This is a genomic window from Pedobacter sp. WC2501 (assembly GCF_052682415.1).
The window spans coordinates 3,549,872-3,572,065 of sequence record NZ_JBQZFI010000001.1 but is presented as its reverse complement, the minus strand read 5'-3'; the positions used below and the strand labels follow the sequence as shown (position 1 = coordinate 3,572,065).

Below are 22,194 nucleotides of genomic sequence, written 5' to 3'. Positions count from 1 at the left end.
TTTCATGTTGAAAAAACCCGAAAGGATAAGTCATTTTTTAAGTTAAGTTAGATTACTTGATTAATCCCTTGATTTGATTTTGTAACTCCTGCATTTGTCGTTTCATCTTCTCAATGGCACCTTGCTGTTCTTGCTCCCTTTTATCTTTTTCGATCAAATGCAAAGTCAGTTCTTCAATTTTTTTCAACAAAATCTTGTTCATCTCGCCCAAAGCGACGCCTTCTCGCTCTACCTCACTTGCAGCAGGCACTTCTGGTAAATGGCCATTTGCCTTCACATATTTCTCAATTTCGGGCAGCGTCATTGCCTGGTAATCTGGTTTGAAAACATAATCAGGCCAGTTAGCCATTTCCACCTTGATTTCTTTGGCCCGGATTTTACCATTAACAGAAAGTTTTTCCTGCGGAACCATCGTACCAATACCAACATTACCATCGCCCCTAAGTAGCATCAGCGAAGTTTGCTGCTGCTGGTTATTATAATTATAAAACGAAAAACCTCCATAATTACCCTCTCCCTGATTGGCCACGAATGAGGTTTCACCTAAGCCTTCAGATCTATTCCAACCTATCAGCAATTTCCCGGAATTGGCTAAATAACTGAGGTTGCCAGTAGTCGTAAAACGTGAGTCAATGTTGTAACCCCTCATCAGAAAATTCCCCACAACTTCTAGCTTGCCCTGTGGTAAGGTTGTTCCCACGCCAGCATTTCCGTTATCAGGAAAAGTATTTTGTGCAGCCAATTTCATACTCGCCATGAGTAAGAGTGCCATTATTTTGATTTTCATTTGATATAATTTAATTAATCGTTAGCAGGTTAAAGTCTTCCTTAGCTTGCTAAGAAAGACGACGAATTTCACTTTAATACTTGATACTGGTTAGCTACCTTTCGACACGTACTGCCTAGGCTTTAATAATAAATGCTTAAATTTTAATGAAAGACTCTGATCTTCAAATACCATTTAAACGGATAGCTCTGTAATATCCGGATACTTCAATGATTACCAGTATAATACCCAACTAACCTTGTCAGTGTGTATTTTTCCAAATGTGCTGCAAGAGCAGCGAGGTTAGCCTGTTCGGTAATTGCAAAACAATTGATCATGATTTGAGCGGTTGATGGTGAGCGAAAGAGAAAAAGCGGAAGCAGTAATTCTATAATAAAAACACCCCAATAAGAGTTCATTGAAGAGAGAGAATCGAGCATAAATAGATATTAAAACTTAAGTTCCTAAACTAATTATTAATTCCGATAAAAACAAATAAATCTGAATAACATAGGTTAAATCACCTGTCTATTAATTTAATAAGAAAATATTCTGTTAATTGCTCTCATACTTTATATTCATATATCTACAGTAAAATCTCTAGATTACACCAAAATCTATCTACAAATCCATACTTTATTGATTCGGAAGTCTCATATAATGAAATATGCAACGTTTGTCTTTTTACCGTGAAAAATTAATATGATCTGGTTGCTGAAAAAGCAACACTTTGGCAAAGCATTGCTTTTTCAGATAGAAAAGCAGGATAAAATTGGTCTTCATCATCTAATGATTAAAGGTAAACAACCCGGGAACCGAATTCGGTTTGAGAGCTGCATCGCCGTTAAAAGATAATAAATAACAGTGATGCAAACATAGCTTTGCAACTAAATCCACACAAGATATTCAGTTTTTAACAATCTGTACAGTAAAATTATGCGCCATTCGTTGAGTCAATTTAAGTTTTGCCTTAACACCGAATCTCTCCCCAATTTTTGTGAATTCGTGCGATTTTTGGCAGTTCCCTAAAAGCAAAACCCCATGCTTATTGTGCAATTGCAGGGGTTTATACTTCTTGATAGTTTTTAATGTTATCCCGCTGCGATATGAACAATTTCCAAAAACCAGCGCTTACCCTATGTTGGGCATTTTTTCATTCAAATACACTAGTTTTCCATTTCCTTGCCAAAAGTATCAAATTTTTTGCCCGCTATATAATAGGTAGTTGTTGAAGCTTCACCATGTACAGAGGCTACGTCATCGTCTCCTCTGTACATTAATGGCACAATCATTCTGCCGGTTACAATATTTAACAATCCGTTTCGCTGTTTACCTTCAGGCCCCTGTGCATCGGTAATTAGCGTAATATCATTGTATACAGGTGATAAACTTGTATTTACGCAGGCTACTTCCAGCTCTCCGGTGCTATTAATCACGCCCCAATAGCCTGCTTTCGACTTTACAAGTGCATAATTGCCTACAAACTGCTTGATTACCGCATACTCAGATAGATCAGCCTTTTTGTTCTTTTTTCTGTCAATCAAATATTTGCTCTTGCCGTTGCTCACCGGAAGGGCATCGCCAACATAGTTCGTCTCTAGTGCAAAGGTTCCTTCAGGCAGAAAACTTTTTCCTGAGCGGTTATCCAGTAACTTATATTTTTTATTCGCATCATTCGGATTACCCGCCTGTTCAATAAAGATGAAATTACCTTTACGACCGATTGGCTGGGCACTTCCTTGGATAATTGGCTTACCGGTTTGTGTGTATAAACCAAATTCTTCTTCACTGGTTTTCGCATTTTCTCCTGCGGTAATCAGATAATTTCCCGCAATCCATACGTCATAGTAAACCGGTTTCATGATAACGCTGCCATTTTTATCCATCACTCCATTGTCATAGACTTTTGCGGGGTCAATATTTCTCTGTTGAAAAAGAACCAGATTTGAATTTAAAGCCCGCTTCAATACATAACCTTTTAGCTTGCTTTGCTCAAATGGAATCATTTTTTTATGTTCCGCATCCAATCTAAAGTAGTCGCATTTTTCATCAGCAGAATACTCCTCACAAGTTCCGTAATAAAATGGATTTATAGCATAAAGGATTTTGAATGAAGGTTTTATTAACCAACTCCCGTCTGCCTGGACAATTCCATAACCGCTTTGTTTTTCGCCAATTCCTATAGAAAGACCACTGGCTATAATATCCTCACTTCTCAGTGTCACCTGATGCTCAACCGTTTTAACAGCCGCTGCATAATAAACCACAATCTTGGAAATATCCTGATAAAAGTGATAATTTGACAGTTGGGAATTGGTTTCAGCGGCATCTTTTTCAGTGATTGATGAAGGTAATGTAGCTTTTAGATCTGTAATTAATTCATCCACGTTTTTATATTTTCCTGCGTCGATCTTCTTCATTGTAGATTTTAGAACTTCATTAAGTTCCTCCAGAAATTTACGTTTAGCAGCCGAAGGAATTGAGTTCGTAGTCGAACTGTTATGATCAATTAATCTGCCTTGCGTATCCATTCCTGCTATTGATAGCAGATCTCCATCAGGACCATTATAAGTAAATGATGCTGAACCGTCGCCCAGCTGTTTAAGTTTTATAGTACCTTTACCAATTTTCTTCTCCGTCTCATTTTCATCCAATATAACTTTTTCCATTTTAGTGATATAGGTATATTTTACAGTTGCTTTAAGGCTGTCTATTGGCTTTCTCTCCTTAATCATAATATTTTCATGATTGTCTGACGACCCAATGTTGTCCTTTAAACTGGAATGGTCATGAAAATATAAGCCATGCACTATAAATTCACTTCGTAAAATATTAGATCCATCTTTTCCAGCAGGATCCTGGAACACGGCAGGCTTATTGCTTGATTTAAGAGATGTTGTGATAACAGAACCTTCAGGGAAGATTTTTTGTGAAAACTCATAATTCTTAGCCATTTCATTAAGCGCAGGTTCTATGATTTTCTCCGGGGTAATTGTAAATGAAGACCCGGATATAACTCCCTCATTAGAAGATGGATTACTACTCTTTGCAGGAGTTATCTCCAGCCGTGTATCCATTAATTTAAAAAGCCCTTCAATTTGTTCGGAATTACTTTTTAATAACTCATTAATTTCTTCCAGACTCTTGCCTTTGAATGCATTAACCATTTCATTAGCTAAAGAGTCATTGGATTTAGATTTGGTTTCCACCTGTCCAGAACAGGAAAAAAGATAACAACAGAAAAAGCAGGTTGCGGCGTAATTTAGTAATTTCATGGCGTGTTTAGTAATAAGCTACAGGAATAGCGAAATTCATGCCATGTATGGTTCAGTTTTTGTTGCGATGATTCATCACCGGTTCAAAGTAAAATATATGATTTGTACGTATTATTCTCACTACATTGGGTTTGAAAAAATTACAGACCTGCTTCAGAAAGAATTTCCTAAAGGGATATTATCCATAAGTGATCCAGGTGAAGATAAAATAGCGCAACTGGTTATAAAAGGTGGGTTATTTAGTCCATCTGTTACGATTAAAGTAAGCTATCGCGAAAGGGCATTCCCCTCCTACCAGCTTCCCGAAATTGACGACAGTCCGCTAACGGCAAACTTAAAAGGCCTTTACGGATATATTACCTCATTATCGGCATCAAATGAACAGTTAAAAAATTTGCTATTGGCTAAAGTCGCTACTATAAATAGCGAGTTTTCTGTAGAACAGGAACCGCAGGATACCAAAGACATAAAACCACTGCTTCAAAAACTCGCAACTGAGTTTGATGCGATTATATTCACACAGCCAGGCACTTTAATCAGCAAGTCTGGCGGACAACACTTTTTAGATCACAATTTAGATCTAATCCTGGATACCTCAGGAAATTCAGAAATTGAAAAACTTAGTGTTAATATTGAGTCGAAATATTTTGACAAGGAACAATCTCAATTGTCTGACGATCAAATCAGAAGAAAAGAAAGAAGTGAAGCGATACTGAAAGTAAGAGGCATCAAAGTTAATTCAAGTTTACCCTGCATCGGTGCTGAAACTGAAACTTTAATAAGGACACCAAAAGAAATTGCGACTAGGTTATGCATTTTGGCCGTCACTAATTTTGTTGCAAATAATGTAATACCGGCAGATATTGCAATTGCCTATTTGCAGCAATATGATTTATGGGCAGAAACCACACCTGCAGAAAAAGAATTTCTTGGTAATCCTACCGAAGAGCGGAAAAATACGGAAAGTTGGAAAAGCGAATGTATTTACACACTGATGTGGGCCTTAGGTAAGATTGATGAACTTAATTTCCCAAGCGAACTTTGCGATTTAAATGACATCCCTGAACAAGATTACCCTGTTGGTGCCGGAAAAGACCCCAATACTTTTATCAACTCCATTTCTGAAACAAGATCTGCAGCTGAAATTCTGGATGCAAATGACCTTTACTACAGAATCGATTGGGCTTGTGTAGATGCAAGATTGGCAAACGTCCAACTTGAAGAAGCTATTTCTGGAGTAGTATATGAAAGGCATTACGCCCTAAATTGGCTAATCAGGTACGGGGAACAAGATTGGGACGATGTAAGTTGTGATACCTAACCTATCCCGGTTCGGGTAAAATTCATCTACTATATGCTCAATTACATCACATTAAAAACCCAGGTTCGGTATACGTGGTCGCTATACTGAAAGCTGGCCTGCACAATGTTGTCAAAGAAAGATATTGTCCCATATCCCCTATAAATTGTCATATATACCCCTGCAAATTACCAGGTAATAACTTCATCTTTGTTAAGCATAGTTAATTCTAAAACAAAAATAATTGTATGTCAAACAACAGCGTTTCATTATACAGGGTGATTAAAGCATCTCCCGAAAAGGTGTACCGTGCTTTTACCGAGCCTACAGCACTTGCATCGTGGATGCCGCCTTATGGATTTCTCGGTATTATTTATGACATGGATGTTAAGCCAGGCGGCACGTTTAAAATGTCTTTTCAGAATTTCACCACAGGAAATACTAACGCGTTTGGTGGCGAATACTTAGAGGTTGTTCCAAATGAATTGTTAAAATACACAGATAAGTTTGAAGATTCAAATTTACCCGGCACCATCGTAAACACCATCTGGTTCAGAGAAACATCCGTTGGTACAGATTTGAAAATATTGCAGGAAAACATACCTGCGATGATACCCCTGGAGATGTGTTATCTTGGTTGGCAGGAATCCCTTGAAAAACTCATTAAACTTGTAGAGCCAAATATACCCGATGCTTAGCAAACCGGCAATGATGCTTATGGTTCAGTTTTTGTTATAATTCCAAATCTAAAAAAACGCACCATGAGAAGTAAATTTGCCGGTTTGATTATTATGATGTTTGCTTCGGCATGTAATCCGTTTCCAAAGAAGGATAACCATCCTGAAGTACCTTTAATTTCCGATTTACTTAAGGATCAGCGTAAGTTTAAGCTGGTTACAGACATGCAAAATTTAAGTGAAATTATCTTTTTAGAAGATGACAGAATTTTTTTGAAACCAGACATAAGTGACGCTCCATTTAAAATAATGGACGTTAACAAACGGATCATTTTTGAGAAAACTTATGATTGGAACCTTCCTTTTTTCATAGATAAAAAGGGTAATCTTTATTTTAATCGTAAGAAATACTTCTATCCGGATTACCGCAAATCCCAGGACTTCAAAAATGTAGTTTTTGCAGACAGCCTGAGTACAAAGTCTGAAGAACTTAACATTGAAAATGACAGTTTAAAACTTTTGGCACTTCATAAATATGAAACAACACTTTTAAAAAAATACGGTTACAAACCTTGTGAATATGTAACTGTGCATCAGGAGCGTTGTAATATTTTTGAAATAAAAGATGAAACACTATTTGTGCGAAATGACTATCTTTTTAACAGTGAATTTTCAAGAACTGCAAAAGATGTGAAGAAATTTGATGACGATGTGCTAATTCGATGGAAGCAAGGCACGCTCCCCTCTCCGGTATACATGTATTATTATAAGTTAGGCGACCTTAAGTTCAAGGGGGAGAACTTGATTCTGCCACAAGTGATTAAGTTGCATCACATAAAATACCTTTACTCCCCCGATTTTGGGTTGTATAGGGTCATGGAGTAGTTGCCTTTTCCCCCGCTAACGCTCTAGCATATTTGATATCAAACCATAAAATATAGGTGCGCGATTAGATGGGTGGTGTTGGCAGCAGTAATTTTCGTTATTTTTGTTTATAGTCAATAGAAAAACGACGGAATATATAATTACCTATCCTTTTGCATTAAATACTGTTTCCTGATGCGATATTCAGGCTTCTGCGTAAAAAGATACAAACAGATCAGGAAAATCCACTCCAAAGGTTTCATTAGCATGTATGTTAGGTTTGATAAGCCTTCATTATTGATTTTTTTTGATAAATTATATCCATACCTGTCGTAATTACGTCTGATGATCCTATGCATACGAGGCGAAAAGTCCTGGATCATTTCTTCAAATGCATTGGCAATCAGCAATTGACGGTTTACTACAATCGTCCTTCCACCCCTAACACCTAGCCGAAGAGGTTTTACAAGCTTTGGACTCCCAGACACTGCAACAGTACACAAATAATGTCCTTTGTGATCCAGGACTGGTGGATGCATTTGCCTTGAAAACCTCCATGTCGTCGTATCCGTAAAGACTTTAACCATACTGTCTGAATCCTGTCCCAATATCAATAGTAAAACTGTGGTAACCAACAGAACAGGAATTAGCAGGATTAGTCCCCATAGTGGAAGATTACTTTTTCGGGCCAGATAAAGGTTTGCCCTATTTAAAAATGCATTGGCATACACCCGTTCACGTGCTGCCACAGCATTCATGTTAAGCACATGTAAAACCGTTAACCCAGCTATTACAATACCTAATATAGGTGTAAACAGAAACAACAAAATATGATCTGACCGGTCATACCAGTCAATACTTTTTGTATCGTGCTCCGAGATTTGCATTAGAATCAGCAAATTGATTACAATACCTGCAATGATAAAACTAAGCGCCAGCACAGTGGCCAGGGGTGGCAGACGGGTGCCTTTAAGCCAAATCAAAATTAGCGCGTCATGAAAAGCAAAACAATAGAACGCAAGACTCAAAATATGCTTTTTCCCAAATGGGATGTAACACATACCGTCTACAGGATCAATTGCGGTGAAATAATCTGCCTGGTGCGTCATTAGCCCAATGCAAAATGCACATATCGAAAATACATAAGCAATCATCAAGCCCAGGCCCGCAGGACGAATAGTCTTCTTAAGCTGTCTGAAAATCAATACCGTCATACCGACGATCAATATGAAAAGCAATATCGCTAACGAGGTCATATTTATTACTTACTTATAGGTCGTGTAAAAACTATTTTGTCAAAGGCCGGCTTTTTGCCCGCCCCCATTTGTTTGGTTAAATAAATCAACCTGTTATTCTCTATTATGATCTCACTATATGGCGCATGGTGCTCAGTTTCTTCGGGCATAACGAGTTTTCCATTTTTCGGCAGAGCCTTGTACACATCAGCACTTTCACGTTTCTGAAATTTTGGAGTCCAGTCCATGATGGTAGCATAACCATACTCAAAATATATTTCAAGACACCTGCTTGTTTTTTTATTTGTCCATAGTCCTTCAAAACTTTTTTGATCTGTTTGTTTAGGCTTAGGAGCTGACTGCGCATTGATATTCCCGGTTGTTAGCAACAAAGCCAGAAACGCTATAAACCACTTACTATCTATCATCATGTTTCTTATTATTAGCTAAGATATGGTTTGCATCACAGTCATCATAAAAACCTTATTACTTTTTATACACCGTGCCCACCTCATAATTGTCAGCACCGGCTGCAGTAATAAATATTTCCTTCTTTCTTCCCTTATATATCTCACGCTCCTGATCCATGCATTCACTGTTTTAACCTGAATAAATTTCGAAATAAATTCCTGTTCCCGGCTTTTTGTTTTCCACATTGGGTTGATGAGGCTGATGGCCCGGGCAAAAATATTGCCTACCTTAGCGGAAATGTTTTAAACTGAATGAACGGTATAGATCTCATACGTGTGCTGGCGGTTGTCGCCGTTACGGTTTCGCTCATCCTGGGCATTTTCCTGTTCACGGTCAGCACCCGCCACAAGCTTGGCAATGTGCTGTTGGCGGCATTTATCCTCATCAACGGCCTGGACCTGAGCATGCTGTTTCTGGGGCAATGGCTTCAGCAATACCCTGGTGCGCTAGTGCTGCTGATCACTGTCTCCCTGTTGAATAACCCTGTTTTTTACCTGTATGCAAGATCGGCCTGCGATTCGGACTTTAGGCTCCGGCTTGTGCATTTGTGGCATGCCGTTCCTTTTATCCTGATCAACGTTGAACTGATTCCGAGGTTCTATCTGGTGGAGCACGGCGAAAAGCTCGATATGCTCGAAAGCTACGCGAGCATTCCCGAACTTGGATGGATGATCGTCATCGGGAACCTGCAGTTCGTCTATTATATCACCGCGATATTCCTGGTACTGAAAAAGTACAGGAAGCTGTACCGTGAAAACTATGCCGATCCGGCGATCATCACTTACCGCTGGTTGTTCCAGCTGGTACTGGTAGATACCGTTGCCCATAGCATCGTGCTGGCCAAGGACCTGTTGAAACTAGGCAACTGGGGCAGCTGGTCGAACAGCCTGCAGCTGCTTGTGGGGATCAATGCAGTGTTCATCCTGTGCTGGTTCGTATTCAAGGCACTTTACAATCCGGACCTGTTCCGGGGGGTCAGTTTCCATCTGGAACCGCTGAGGCGGCAGGCGGTAACGGCCATTGATGAACAAACCCAGGAAAAGATCGATCTACTGAAGACATATATGCTCGAGCGGGAGCCTTTTCTCGATCCCGCGCTCACCATCCAGCAACTGGCCAGGCAACTAAAGATCCCGATGAAGGAACTGTCCGTTCTGATCAACCTGCACTTGGGGCAGCATTTTTTTGATTTTGTTAACGGCTACCGCGTACGCAAGGCCATGGAACTCCTCCGGGATGATCAGCAACGGGAACGGACCGTGCAGGAGATCTTCTATGAGGTAGGCTTCAATTCCAAGTCCTCCTTTAACACCGCTTTCAAAAAGCTGACTAACCTTACCCCCAGGCAGTACCGGAACAGTGCTGAAGCAGTGGATTAGCTAAAAACACGACCACTAAATTGGTTCGACTTTCCGCATTCGGACGTTTTTGCCCTGCGCTGGCCACACCTTTGTCCCATTCAAAAAAATGAGACATGAAAAATACAATGCCTAAGAACCTGGTCGTGATATTGCTGCTTTTACCGATTCTGGCCAGATCGCAGGCCAAACTGAGCGGCAGGGTGACCGATGAAAAACAGGCCGCCTTGGGATGGGCCAATGTGATGCTGTTAGACAGTACCGGCAAAATTGCCAGTGGAACGACGAGCAAAGAGGACGGCTCTTTCGAGCTGCAGTACAGAACGGGCAGTTTTACCCTCAGGATCTCTGCTGTCGGCTATATCGATTTTCGAAACGCGCTGCTATTGCGCGGCGATACCAGTCTGGGCAACATCGCCCTCAGGGCGGATACCAAAAGCCTATCGGAGGTTTCCATTATCAGGCGCAGGAAACTGGTGCAGTTCACGCCGGGAGGACTGGTGTTCGATGTGCAGAACAGTGTTGCGGCCAGCGGGGGCAATGCGGTCAATGCCCTCAGCTCCGCGCCAGGGGTAATTGTGGAGAACAATACGGTCAGCATGCTGGGCAAAGGGGCTTCAAGGGTCATGGTGGACGGGCGCATGGTCGAGCTCTCGGGAGAGGAACTGATGGGCTTCCTGAAATCGATTCCCTCAGCCGACATCAGAAACATTGAGGTTATCGGCAATCCCCCGGCCAAATATCAATCTGCCGGAAACGGGGGCCTCATCAATATCAACCTGAAAAAGGGAAGCGGGAATTCCTGGAAGAACTCGACCACGGCAGCCTATGACCAGAACAGCTATGGCACCCTTTCGCTCAGCAATGTGCTGCTGTACAACAGGGAAAGGTTCAGGCTGTCCCTTAGCGGCAACGGCCAGTTGGGCCATTCCAGAGTTTCCCAACGACTGGACACCTATTATCCTTCTGGTTTGTGGAACCTCGACTATACGGGAAAGCAGGACGAAAATAAGCGCTCGGGCCGTTTCGCACTGGATTATGACCTTAGTAAAAATACATCAGTAGGTGTGCAGTATTTTGGCAGCCGCCAGACTCCTGGCACCAGCGACCACACCGATATCCTGATCCATAATGCTTCTGTCGGGCTGGATTCGGTGCTGGTTAACCAGGGCACCAGGATGCTGGGCTCGACCAGCCATACCTACAATGCGCACCTGGTCTCTACGCTGGATACGATGAAAAGAATACTCTCCTTTGATCTGGACTATTTTAGCTTCCGTTCAGGCTTTGATAACGATTTCAGGGCAACGGTCTTTACCCCGCAAATGGACTTTGTCCGCAATGACCAGAGCGCTAATAACAACTCTGCACAGAATATTGATAACTACAGTGCAAAGGTAGACATGGAACATCCGGTAAAGGGCTTAAACCTGACTTATGGCGCAAAAATCAGCAGCATCGCCAGCAGTGCCGATGTCCGTTATTTCAACACCATCAGCGGCTCACCGGTTCTTGATCCCTCCAGGTCCAATTCCTTTTCTTACCGGGAGAACAACCAGGCCGTTTATCTCAGCGGCACGGGAAACATCGGGACAAAGTTTGGCCTGAACTTGGGACTGAGGCTCGAGAATACCCAGACCACCGGACGTTCCGCCGATTTGGCTCGGTCGACAAAGACCAGTTACCTCAAGCTCTTCCCCACCCTGGACATCACCTTTAAGGCCAGTAGCAGTCATAACTTCAGCATAAACTACGGCAGGCGGATCAACCGCCCGGGCTTTGCCCTTCTCAACCCGTTCCGTTCTTATATCAACAGCAACAGCTATTCGGAGGGAAACCCTTTCCTGCAGCCCTCCTTCAGTGACAATTTCGACCTGACCCATAGCTATAAGGGGCTGATCAGGACGGAGCTCTTTATCAATAGGACCGCCAATGGTTTTGGCCCAGTATTCACATCCAATTCTAACGACAACACGCTGGTCATCACCCGGGAGAACTACTATAAGGGTCTTGATTATGGCCTGGGGGTAACCCTGACCAACGACATCACGCCCTGGTGGCAAAGCCAGACCCTGGTTTACCTGCTGGGTTCCAGGACCAGTTTCATCAATGGCATCAATGCCAATCCTTCTGATCAGGCACATCTCTATCTGTCGAGCAACAATACCCTTTCCATTGGCAAGAGTACCAAGATACAGGTGGACTACCGCTACCACACTGCCTATACCAGGGGGCTTTATAGTTTTGGCAATCTTTCCAGTCTGAACCTTGGGCTCAGACAGGGCATGTGGAAGGAAAAGGTTTCGGTGTCGCTGTTGGCCAACGACGTGTTCAACCGGGCCTACCTGAGGAACTATAGTTCTGTGGTCAACGGTACCAGGCAAGTATACAATGAGAACAATAGCAGCCGCTATTTCAGACTGTCGTTCGCCTATAGCTTTGGCAATAAAGATATCAAGGTAAAACAAAGGGAGTTTGGAAACGATGAGGAGAGACGAAGGACTAATTGAACGTCTTAGTTCCCCAATAGGATTCCATGACGACGTAAGCAGAAGCAAGATCCCGTTTGCCATTTAATTTTGATCATGACAACCCCGAAAAACCAAAATTTTAGTATCTTAGGATAATCAAAAAGAGATGATCACCCAAATCGATCCATCTGATTAAAAAACTCCAAAAAGAATATTCCAATTCCACCTTCACGCCACATTTACCCCACGTTTAGGCCGCCTTCCGGCCAGGTCTGCTTCGTACCTGCTTGCACTCAACTTTACACTTGCTTCGGTTGAGTTGTAGTCCTGGTGTAGATTCAGTAGGTTAAAGATTTGCGTCACTTTAAATTGGCGGGTTAACTATAGCTCAATAAAAGGTAAGGAGAAAGTTAGCCTAAGGTATTGTTGGTGTAAAGCTGTGTCGGAGCAGCCCGCACAAAGGGGCAATAAACGGCTATTCGGGGTTTTAGCATAATGAAACCTTTTTAAATAAAAATCCTCCAATGTGTGTTGGAGGATTTCTGTGATCCCATTTGGGATGTGAACTTCGTTTAGTTTTCAGCGTTTAAAGGCTATCTGGAAGTTTTTTGAAAAGCGACTCACCGAATCGCTCACTTTTTCTCTGTATTTTTTTTGCAATCGCTATAAACAAAAATACTTATAAAATCTAGCATGAAAAATTCTTGGTTTATAATTTAAGTAAATGCACTCAATATGATAGAAAATATTTGCTAAAGCTTCTAAAAGATTTGATTTACCACTCCCATTTCGACCAACGAAACAGTAAGGATTAAACTCAAAGGGATCCTTCCTTGATTTAAGATCAAAAAAGAAATCTCAAAACGATTTCTAATTCCTCTGAATTCAGTATTTATTTTTAATCTAACTAATTTCATTGGTCACTTATTATTAATAAAGGCCAGTTGTATTTGTATATTCTTTTTTAATATCAAAGTTAGGTAAATTGTCAAGAGGAGTTTCAATGTACTTTGGTATTTAAAAATGAGAAAGATATTGAAGAACTAGCATTAGAGTTTACATTCTATATTCCATTTGGATAAAACAGATCTTGAACTTACATAAATACTTGCTCAGGTAAACCTCATCTATGGAAATAGGTATATTTGAGATGTCAATTACCGAAATTAAGATTCTGTTTTTCATTTGTTTAGATCTCTAATGCAACTACTTAAACCTGTATCTGATAATTTTTATCGATGTTAGCACAAGTTGGCGGTAATTTTAATTGAACCCTGGAATAAGAAACAATGGCAAAAAAGAAAAAAACATTACCAAAAAATTTCGACGAGTTGATCACTGAAAATAATATTGAAAAACTCAAAAAAGTATTCGACACTTGTGAACTGGATGCAAGGGGTGGCTATGGCAAAGCAACAGCATTAAGCTTTTTTAATGTTCCGGACGAACTTATTCGTTGGTTGGTGAAAAACGGAGCAAACATAGAAGACGTAGACATATACGAACGTACTGCTCTTCATAGACATGCTATGGCCAGAAGTGGCAAAATAGATGTTTTCTTAGAACTTGGCGCAAATGTAAATTCAATAGACAAATATGGCGACACACCTTTGCATTTTGCTGCTGGAAGTAGTTTTAATATTTCATCAGTAAAGAAACTTCTAGAATATGGTGCAGACCTCAAATTTTTAAACGGGAATAAACAAACTCCTCTTGAAAAGGCTTTAGGAAGTGCAAACAATAGTGACATTAAATGTTTAGCTGAAATATCAAAAATACTGCTACAAAAAGATACCATAATAACGGAAAAAATGAAAAATCAAATTACCCGAATTGGAGAGAATTTTGAATTTCACCGTAAAAACTTCAATAAAGACTACTTGCAAGAAACTGACGACGCGTTAAACAATCTCTATGAGAGATATGACGTTCCGCCTGTAAAAAAACGGATCATGCACGATGGCATGTCGCCAATAATCGTGAGTGGAACAACCTGGCAGAAGCAATTTGAATTATTATGGGAATTGCTAATACCATCAAGTGGGAGTGCAGAGACAGTGCAGGGAGAAGTTGTTCGAATTGCGGGAAAGATACGTGACGAAATATACAGGAATGGTGGTGGGAACTGGAATACTTATTTTAAAAAAATGTTGGACAGCTATTTAATTTACCTCAAATCAGAAAACACTTTATCAAATGACGAAATTGAAAAAGCAACTTTACTTGTACAGGAAATTAGAAAAAGTGGTGATGCAGAAACCGATGAACTAAATTTTCTTTGCGAACTTGCAGTAAAGTGGGTAATTCTTAATCCGGTGCCAATAAAGCTGACAGGCAAACTATAAATGGTAAAGAACTACCGCCAAAAATTTGATGGGCAATATAGCTGTATATTTCAGCTCTGCAGCTCGTGTCTCGCCTGTTTCCTGATCAGTGAGCAATAAGCGGTCTCCAGCATAATCAATGAGAAGTTTTTCAACCATTGTTTGCTCCATATCAGTATAGTCCATGTTAAAGTTAACCTGTAATGTATTAGCAGGTTGGATGCCTGGTGCCTAATTGTCTAAAAAAACATTTTTGTTTCTTTTATGTTACTCTGTATCAATCACGACTCAACAATGAAAATTATTTTTGACCATATAGAACTGCTGGTTCGCCTGGCAGGTATCGGACAAATTTGCCTGGCTGCAGGCAGTACCGCTATTCCAGGCATCCTAAATTGGAAAACTGAATTAGCTAAAGTAAACCCACTCATTCGCCATATTTTTTGGATGTATGCATGTTACATTTTGGTCATCAATTTCTGCTTTGGTTTTGTGTCTGCGCTTTGCCCAAATGATTTAACCAACGGTTCAAAATTAGCTGTGCTGACTACAGGTTTTATAGGCGTATATTGGGTATCCAGGATCTGTACCCAGTTTTTTGGATTCGAACGTAAAAATTTTCCTAAAGGAAAGTGGCTGGTCTTTGGTGAAACTGTATTGGTGTCTCTTTTCTTATTCTTATGTTTAGTATACGGGCTAGCCTTTTATAACAATCTTCAAAATTTATAATGTTATTTCCCGCATTACCCTTACTTTATTTTGTTGTGCTTAATACAGCAATCATCATTTTCGGGTACTTTATGATAAAGAAAGCGCATTCCATTTTTGCCTGGCTGCTGCTGCTGATCAGTTTGGCTACAATATGGTTTATATCAGGGGGTATGCACCCTGTTGTAAAAATGTTAACCATTATCACAACCGCCTTTATCAGCATGAAAGTAATAGTCACAACTGAAAGTTATAAGGGTAAGCCTACTATGCTCACTTTTAATCAGTGGCTGTTATTCGTTGTGGGCTGGGCTGGAATGCGAGCTCAACCTTTTGAATACTTTGGTGGCGCTGCCGTTCCCGGTGCCTGGGATATGATTAAGTTTGGTATAAGCAGGCTACTTGCCGGAGCTATGCTTATTGTACTGGCACACGCAATAGTCAGGGGATCTTTCAATCCAACCATCATATATATAACTGTAAGTGCCTTGCTATTGGTGTCCTTTAGTTTAGTCTTGCATTTTGGATTGTTAAGTACTAGCGCGGGTATCTGGAGGCTCTCAGGAGTCCATGCCTACTACTTATTTAACCGTCCGGCTACATCTGTTAGCCTAACCGAATTTTGGGGAAAGCGCTGGAATATAGCTTTTATTGAAATGACGACTATTGCATTGTTAAGGCCGTTGCGCCATAGATTAGGCAATGCGGCAGCACTCCTGATCGCCTTCCTGTTTTCAGGTTTATTGCATGAGTTGGCTTTGAGTGTGCCAGTTAATAAAGGGTTTGGCTTGCCTTTGTTGTATTTTTTCATTCAAGGATTAATGGTGTTGTTAGAAAAAAGATTGGCTTTTAGTGGCAGTCGTTTTTTACAGAACAGAATGATAGCTCGTATATGGGTGTTTTTTTGGCTAGTGGTTCCCATTCCGTTGTTGTTTCATAAAGCCTTTTTGCAGGAGGTGATATGGCGACTTGCTGGCCTATAATGGCTCTTTAGATGAGTTGAAAAATACACCAATACTTTCTACGAAGTCAGTAAATTGCTTTTCCGGTTCTGCGCAGGTAAAATTATAGTCCTTGTTCATGATTGGCTTCATTATGATACATTTCCCTATTCGTTATCAAAAGCCCTTTCTATTTTTCGGTAGTTTATTATAAATGCCAGTGTTATACAGAGTAGTACACTCGCCCACACACATTCGATAGTATAAAAATTGGTATCTGTCATAAACAAAAGACAAAGCAATGGAAAACTTAACAAGGAAGTAAACAAACAAATTCCGCCAATACCAGAAAAGAAATTTTTAAGAAAACCATTGCTTTTAGCTCCAATTATTGCGAAAACAATACCTAAAATTGGCATGCCGAAAAACGCAAACAGAGCGAATGCCGTACTTTTTTCAATATGCTGTTTTACCGGCGCAAAAAATAAAAAGTAGTTAACAGCGAGGTACATTAAAATAAAATATGGTATCAGGTATTTAAAAACCTTGAATGATTTTTTGGTTTTATCTTCAAACTCGGGCGTAGCAATAACCAACGGCTGATTGTTTTGTTCGCTTAACTCAAACTCATAATTGCTATTTTTAATGGCATACCCAAAAACACTTATCAAATCTCCATTTTTCAGCGTTCTCTCTGTATAGCGTATATCATCTACAGCATATTTAATGCTGTGTTTGGTATCTGTTTTGGATGGCAAAAAGGCAAAATTAAGCTTATTTAGAATTACTTTTATTTTTCCTGTGGTATTGGTTAAATAAAAATCCTGAAATTCTTCTTTTATAGTTGCGCTGTTCTCACGTTCGGTATTGTCTTCACTATCGTAGCTAATATTTGCTTCTCTATAAGTATAAGCAATGCATTCTTGCTTAAAATAGGGGGTTTCAAAAGTTTTTGGTGCACTTACTTTCCCCTGTATTTTAATCCATCCCTCGCTAATTTGATAAATGGGTGTTGTTGCTGTTTTAATTAATTTGCGCTGGGCTTTGGTGATGTACCATACCAAAATAACTATAATAATTGGAAGCAATGGAACTAGAATGCGACTAAATGTTAAACCGATATAAAGAGCTATGCCTAGCCCGATTAACAATAGAAAACATGTTTTTAAACCTATGGTTTTAATTTGCATTACGTATAGTTACTTTATCCCACATTTATCCTTTTTAGAAGCAATTCATAAGATATCCCTGTCAATTTAATCAAAATTACTTAGCAATCTTTTTTTCTTCATCAAAATCCACATACTGATCTGTATGTCCAGATATTTTGATTCACTCTTTGGTAAAAGTTGTTTATTTGCTTACCAAATTTTAGCGCCGTAAATTTCATTTCGATTCCATTAAGCATAGCCTTTGATTTAATAAAGGAGTTTTTAGGAAAGTTGTAGTTACCCTCAGCAACAAGGAGAGATGGAAAAATAGTTATTCATCGGCAAGTATTTACTTAAATTCTTTCCCAAGGATTGTGTTCATTTTGGCTTGAACAGTCAGCCATTTCCTACTGTGTTCTGCATTTCTTACTTTAAAATCAGAACTGTCGGTTTTAACTGTTATTTCAGTGTCAGTCCCATCTACTGGTAGTAGGCTTTTACCGCTCGTTATCGTAGAAAAACTAGTGATCTGATTTTCAGAAATGATATCTTCAAATTTGTATTGGCTATTAATTTTTTTAATGCTTTTATTGTTAGCAGTATCTACACTTGAACCCAGCTCATAATATAGTGTATCAGGGGTAATAACAAGCGATTGGAAATATCCACGTTCACCGCCAAAAGTTGAAATTGAAATAGATTTTATTTTCTCTACTTTATGAGGTTGATTTGCACCCGAACAAGAAAAAAGCAAAATACTTATTCCTAAAAATTTAGCGGTATTGATTAAGACAAAATGTGGATTTTTCATAGGTTATAATCCTATGGTAGGTTCGCCAGCGTAGCTATCAGTGATCAAGAATACTTTGTTTGTACTCAACTCTTTTATATGTGTTAATTGACTGCCTTTTTTGCTGAGCTGTAGTTTTATCTCCTCTTTGCCATCATCACTTACAATCTTAACAGTATTACCTGCAATGGTTACATTTTTATAATCTTTGTATCGTATAGTTAAGTTTTGAGCCATTTCAACTTCGCCCGCGTTTGGCTTTTTATATTCAAAACTATCTTTCGGATAAACCGTACTTATCCTCACATTTCTACCTCGGCCATTAAAAGTGTAGCTTTTTTCGAAAACATCAGTTGGCGTTAAAGTTGTTAGCGTGCCTGGCTGGATTTTCCATTTAAAAGTGATATTTTCTGGAAAAGGATTTTTAATATCTGTAACAGGATCCTTATCATATAATGGCATTACAATCGGTGGTGGTGGCGGGATATTTTTCCTTACGGGTTTCTTTTGTGCATAAGCAGCAAAAGAAATTAAAGTTGCGATTATTAAAAATCTGTATTTCATTTTATTCAGGCTTTAGTTGCTCTTCGCCAAAAAACGTTTAACCTATATAAATTGTTTTTGATCCCTAATTTCCACTTGCATAGTTCTTTTGCTTTTCAGGTAGAAAAGCAGGCTAAAATGAATTCGCAAATCCAAAGGATGAAACTAATATACACTCTGCAAGTTTGCAGTAGTTTGAAAAACTAAGATCTGTATTCAAAGATTATGACGATTTTGTAAATGATTAATGAGGAAATTTTTGTAAGTGTTAGTATCCCCATAAACTGGAATAGTATATAAATGAATCAAAATATAAATAATTGATGGGAAAAACTTTTAGCAAAATTCCACCTCATATTCTCGAAGCGATATGCCGTGCACTCGGTAATATCAGGGAAGGACTTTCAAGAACGGACATAAATAAATATCTTAATGATTGCAAAATTGATAATCCCACAGGTTTAGACCTTTCAATCATGAAACCGGCGGCCTTACCTTGTTAGAGTAGATATTAAGAAAGTTATTTTTTGGACGATTTTAGCACCAAAGGCCATACCAGTACGCCGTCCCTGTATTTACGTACTGCCCGGATTCTGGCGATTTTAGAGGCGTTTATAGTGATACGAAATCTCTAATAAACTAATAAAGTTGATCAAATGATGCTTCGTAAGCTTTCTCCGTTAAAAAAATGCCCCTGTAATTTTACCGGGGCATTCGTTAGGTTGATTTTAGTTATTTAAGTGCAAGCTTAAGCTTGACCGCGGCGGCAGATATTTCTTTAGACAATACTTTGGCATTCGTCTCGGCATCTTCATTATCATATCTCAGGTATTTCCAGGTACTTCCTGTATAGGTATCTTTTATAGCCAGCAAATAGTTTTTTCCCTTTATTCGTAGTTTGCCGGGGCTAACCTTTTTTACCTCATTGTCTCTCATTTTGGCCTTGGCCAGCATGTCGAGCAAGGCAGTTTGTGACGATTCCAGTATCATGCTTTGGTTATACTTCCCAAGGCAAATTGTTGCCGCACCTAACTTGGTAACCGGGCTAAGCGTAAGCCCGATGGGCACTTCTTCGAAAATGGTTTTTATACCCATGCCGCTTAAGGCATCTTTGGCCATTGCGCTCATTTGCGCCTTTGGCATTATCTTAAATAAGGGCGGGTATGTCATGTCCAATACCTTATCAATTTCCATTTTACGTGTGTAACCAATAATGGTTTGAAAATCTTTTTGGATAATTTTCGAATCTTGTGCTAATGCAGCGGTTATTTGCAAAGGCATCAGCAGGCATAAAATAAGTTTCTTCATAAAAAGTTGTATATGTTTAACGATCAACATCCATGCCGGGCTTTGGTTTGAAGTTTATTAAGGAAATATCATTCGCAATTACCGCTGGCTTAGCATACGGCCCGTTCTGTTTTCAATCAGCAAAATGAAATCAACTTACAACCGTCTATCCCAAATTCGCAGCAAGGCCACAACCAGGTTTTATACCAGCTTTTCACTTGGCAAAGAATATTAATTTAAACATAACTGATCCACTTTACTGTTTTATATAGGAAACGCTGGATAAAATATTACTTTACCGATAGGCGACTTGCTGGTATCAATTACTAATGCCCAAATTGCAGAAGCAGCCCCCTGGTATCAGGATTTAAAAAACTAATAATTACGGTGATATAAGAATTACCTTCGTCCTTAATAAAACTCAGTTCTATAACCCGGTCGCTTATACGAAATTGGTATGAACTGGGCATATTGTCCTGTGGATCAACTTTTACCTCGCTTCCTTTATATCTGGCTTTCAGTAAAGAGATCAGTTTTTGATATGTGTTCTCATTAACACCCGGAATTTCATTACTTTCTAACCGCAACCTTATCAATTTATTTTTTTTGGTAGAGCTGGTATAGATCCTATTAAATAAAATTTCCTTATCTCCCCAATACCCTAATACCCGCAGGTCGGGATCTTTCATCCCTATAAGTGGCACGCTACGATCTACAGCAACCGTATCTGCATACATTTCGCCTTTACGGATGATATAGCTTTCCCGCTTTGCATACCTATCAACTATTCGTTGTTCGGTAATATTAAACAGTACATACGGAACGATTACAAGGGGTTTATCTTTCAGATATTTTTTATTCTCATCACCCAAGAGATAATGTTTTACATAGGCCAGGCTGCCTAAAAGTTTATCGAGATTGACTTGCTGAAAGTTAATTTGGGCAAGGTCTACCGGTTTACCCCTTTGTAATGGTAACGGATCACCGGCAACAATACTTTTATCATAAATTTTAAAGCCCGTAAAAAGCATTGATGCAACAATCATCATAACCATAAACTTAGCACTCCATTTTTTCGTCATTTATTCGTATTTTAAAGTTAACCCGGCACCTGGGCTTATGTTTTAGTAATTGCGCTTTGCGATGTAAATTGAATCATCCAATTTAATCAGGCTTATTGCCAAAAATTTGCTGTACTTTTCAGGAAGATTAATAGGTCGGTTATTTTTCGGCAGCTCTATTATACGGACAATTTCTCAATAAATGGTACAATGTCGTGATGAGATCATTTCAACCTACGTAGATGCCAACTGCGGTGAAAACCGTAACAAATACGTAAGTTTCAAAAATAGTCGTAAATTGCATATGTAAGTCAGAAAAGCACATTTTGCCTCATAATAGCGCGATTAGCCTAGAAAACTCATAATCTTTTACTCTTAAGCATAAATTATACGTACGGCATTTGTTAGAAGTGCATTCTTCGAAAAAACCTTAAATTAATTACCCCTTCATACCTATAAACTTAATGATCACTAATCCGATAGATGTTGAAATCCACTTTTAACACATTATTGTTGGTATCCTGGATTTTAATTCCATTAATTTTCGCAGTAGAAATGCGACAGATGTCGATTTTTTCATGGTTAGTGCCGTCAACAGCCGTTTCCTTTGAATTAGCAAAATCATAAATTTTGTAATCCTTATTTCTATAATTAAGCGATAAAGTATCCTTGAGCTTTAGACCTGCATTAAGAAAAAAATTAATACGATTTATGCCAACTTGTATTTTTTGGGGTATATTTTTTTTATTTCGAAAACGAAATGCTATATCCCCGACCTGCCTTTTAAAATCCTACATCTGTAATTCATCGCACAAAATAATCGAGCCCGCATTTAGAACGGACTTAGCTGCAAAGAGAAGACCGTTGTGATCAACTTTACCGCCATATAAATTTTTGGCCGACTTCCTTTTTTTAACCTTTGACATTAAGAAATCATCTTACCCATAGAACTTAAAGTCCTTGCTCTGTAAG

Annotated in this window: 20 protein-coding genes and 1 pseudogene; 8 read left to right on the top strand and 13 right to left on the bottom strand. The window is 39.2% G+C overall.

Annotated features, from left to right (window positions below; all coding sequences use genetic code 11):
• Positions 1–52 precede the first annotated feature (52 nt).
• Positions 53–787, bottom strand: a complete 735-nt coding sequence (locus ACUN24_RS15115) for a hypothetical protein (RefSeq protein ID WP_445563248.1) — start codon at positions 785–787, stop codon at positions 53–55.
• A gap of 1,145 nt (positions 788–1,932) precedes the next feature.
• The gene (locus tag ACUN24_RS15110) at positions 1,933–4,041 is read right to left on the bottom strand and encodes a hypothetical protein (protein WP_445563247.1); all 2,109 of its coding nucleotides are present in this window, start codon (positions 4,039–4,041) and stop codon (positions 1,933–1,935) included.
• On the opposite strand from ACUN24_RS15110, the gene ACUN24_RS15105 reads away from it, so the two are divergent.
• The 3 genes from ACUN24_RS15105 to ACUN24_RS15095 all read left to right on the top strand — a co-directional run bounded on the left by ACUN24_RS15105 (position 4,040) and on the right by ACUN24_RS15095 (position 6,903).
• A complete protein-coding gene (locus ACUN24_RS15105; protein ID WP_445563246.1) occupies positions 4,040–5,362 on the top strand; it encodes a DUF4272 domain-containing protein in 1,323 nt (440 codons plus the stop codon). The two genes, ACUN24_RS15110 and ACUN24_RS15105, sit on opposite strands and share 2 nt — an antisense overlap.
• Positions 5,363–5,589: 227 nt before the next feature.
• Positions 5,590–6,039: an SRPBCC family protein gene (locus ACUN24_RS15100; RefSeq protein WP_445563245.1), complete on the top strand. Its 450-nt coding sequence runs from the start codon at positions 5,590–5,592 to the stop codon at positions 6,037–6,039.
• Between the two features lie 63 nt (positions 6,040–6,102).
• On the top strand, positions 6,103–6,903 hold the full coding sequence (locus ACUN24_RS15095) for a hypothetical protein (RefSeq protein WP_445563244.1): 801 nt from the start codon (positions 6,103–6,105) through the stop codon (positions 6,901–6,903).
• A gap of 140 nt (positions 6,904–7,043) precedes the next feature.
• On the opposite strand, the gene ACUN24_RS15090 is transcribed toward ACUN24_RS15095, so the two are convergent.
• Entirely contained in the window at positions 7,044–8,138 is a 1,095-nt protein-coding gene (locus tag ACUN24_RS15090) for a DUF6688 domain-containing protein (protein WP_445563243.1), read from the bottom strand.
• 5 nt (positions 8,139–8,143) lie between these two features.
• Positions 8,144–8,548 (bottom strand): hypothetical protein, encoded by a 405-nt coding sequence (locus tag ACUN24_RS15085; RefSeq protein WP_445563242.1) that lies wholly within the window; start codon positions 8,546–8,548, stop codon positions 8,144–8,146.
• 291 nt (positions 8,549–8,839) lie between these two features.
• On the opposite strand from ACUN24_RS15085, the gene ACUN24_RS15080 reads away from it, so the two are divergent.
• Both ACUN24_RS15080 and ACUN24_RS15075 read left to right on the top strand, forming a co-directional pair.
• Positions 8,840–9,967 carry a helix-turn-helix domain-containing protein gene (locus tag ACUN24_RS15080; RefSeq protein ID WP_445563241.1) on the top strand — a complete coding sequence of 376 codons (1,128 nt, stop codon included), beginning with the start codon at positions 8,840–8,842 and terminating at the stop codon, positions 9,965–9,967.
• A gap of 95 nt (positions 9,968–10,062) precedes the next feature.
• On the top strand, positions 10,063–12,456 hold the full coding sequence (locus ACUN24_RS15075; RefSeq protein ID WP_445563240.1) for a TonB-dependent receptor domain-containing protein: 2,394 nt from the start codon (positions 10,063–10,065) through the stop codon (positions 12,454–12,456).
• Positions 12,457–12,645: 189 nt separating this feature from the next.
• Here the strand turns inward: ACUN24_RS15075 and ACUN24_RS15070 are convergent, their stop codons facing one another.
• The 3 genes and pseudogenes from ACUN24_RS15070 to ACUN24_RS15060 all read right to left on the bottom strand — a co-directional run bounded on the left by ACUN24_RS15070 (position 12,646) and on the right by ACUN24_RS15060 (position 13,602).
• The gene (locus ACUN24_RS15070; RefSeq protein ID WP_445563239.1) at positions 12,646–12,780 is read right to left on the bottom strand and encodes a hypothetical protein; all 135 of its coding nucleotides are present in this window, start codon (positions 12,778–12,780) and stop codon (positions 12,646–12,648) included.
• Positions 12,781–13,080: 300 nt separating this feature from the next.
• Positions 13,081–13,218 (bottom strand): annotated as a pseudogene (locus tag ACUN24_RS15065) (AAA family ATPase); the annotation flags it as partial.
• A 255-nt stretch (positions 13,219–13,473) separates the two neighbouring features.
• Positions 13,474–13,602 (bottom strand): hypothetical protein, encoded by a 129-nt coding sequence (locus ACUN24_RS15060; RefSeq protein WP_315424326.1) that lies wholly within the window; start codon positions 13,600–13,602, stop codon positions 13,474–13,476.
• 104 nt (positions 13,603–13,706) lie between these two features.
• On the opposite strand from ACUN24_RS15060, the gene ACUN24_RS15055 reads away from it, so the two are divergent.
• Entirely contained in the window at positions 13,707–14,762 is a 1,056-nt protein-coding gene (locus ACUN24_RS15055; protein ID WP_445563238.1) for an ankyrin repeat domain-containing protein, read from the top strand.
• Here the strand turns inward: ACUN24_RS15055 and ACUN24_RS15050 are convergent.
• Positions 14,757–14,927, bottom strand: a complete 171-nt coding sequence (locus tag ACUN24_RS15050; protein WP_445563237.1) for a hypothetical protein — start codon at positions 14,925–14,927, stop codon at positions 14,757–14,759. The two genes, ACUN24_RS15055 and ACUN24_RS15050, sit on opposite strands and share 6 nt — an antisense overlap.
• 108 nt (positions 14,928–15,035) lie before the next feature.
• Here ACUN24_RS15050 and ACUN24_RS15045 point away from each other — a divergent pair, with 108 nt between their 5' ends.
• Positions 15,036–15,470 carry a hypothetical protein gene (locus ACUN24_RS15045; protein ID WP_445563236.1) on the top strand — a complete coding sequence of 145 codons (435 nt, stop codon included), beginning with the start codon at positions 15,036–15,038 and terminating at the stop codon, positions 15,468–15,470.
• The gene (locus ACUN24_RS15040) at positions 15,470–16,432 is read left to right on the top strand and encodes an MBOAT family protein (RefSeq protein ID WP_445563235.1); all 963 of its coding nucleotides are present in this window, start codon (positions 15,470–15,472) and stop codon (positions 16,430–16,432) included. The genes ACUN24_RS15045 and ACUN24_RS15040 overlap by 1 nt, the downstream gene beginning before the upstream one ends.
• Positions 16,433–16,557: 125 nt before the next feature.
• Here the strand turns inward: ACUN24_RS15040 and ACUN24_RS15035 are convergent, their stop codons facing one another.
• The 5 genes from ACUN24_RS15035 to ACUN24_RS15015 form a co-directional block, all read right to left on the bottom strand.
• Positions 16,558–17,580, bottom strand: a complete 1,023-nt coding sequence (locus ACUN24_RS15035) for a hypothetical protein (protein WP_445563234.1) — start codon at positions 17,578–17,580, stop codon at positions 16,558–16,560.
• Between the two features lie 310 nt (positions 17,581–17,890).
• Positions 17,891–18,352 (bottom strand): hypothetical protein, encoded by a 462-nt coding sequence (locus tag ACUN24_RS15030; protein ID WP_445563233.1) that lies wholly within the window; start codon positions 18,350–18,352, stop codon positions 17,891–17,893.
• Positions 18,353–18,355: 3 nt separating this feature from the next.
• Complete coding sequence (locus ACUN24_RS15025; protein ID WP_445563232.1) at positions 18,356–18,895, bottom strand: hypothetical protein; 540 nt, start codon at positions 18,893–18,895, stop codon at positions 18,356–18,358.
• 711 nt (positions 18,896–19,606) lie between these two features.
• A complete protein-coding gene (locus ACUN24_RS15020) occupies positions 19,607–20,182 on the bottom strand; it encodes a hypothetical protein (protein WP_445563231.1) in 576 nt (191 codons plus the stop codon).
• A 305-nt stretch (positions 20,183–20,487) separates the two neighbouring features.
• Positions 20,488–21,243, bottom strand: a complete 756-nt coding sequence (locus tag ACUN24_RS15015) for a hypothetical protein (RefSeq protein ID WP_445563230.1) — start codon at positions 21,241–21,243, stop codon at positions 20,488–20,490.
• Positions 21,244–22,194 lie beyond the last annotated feature (951 nt).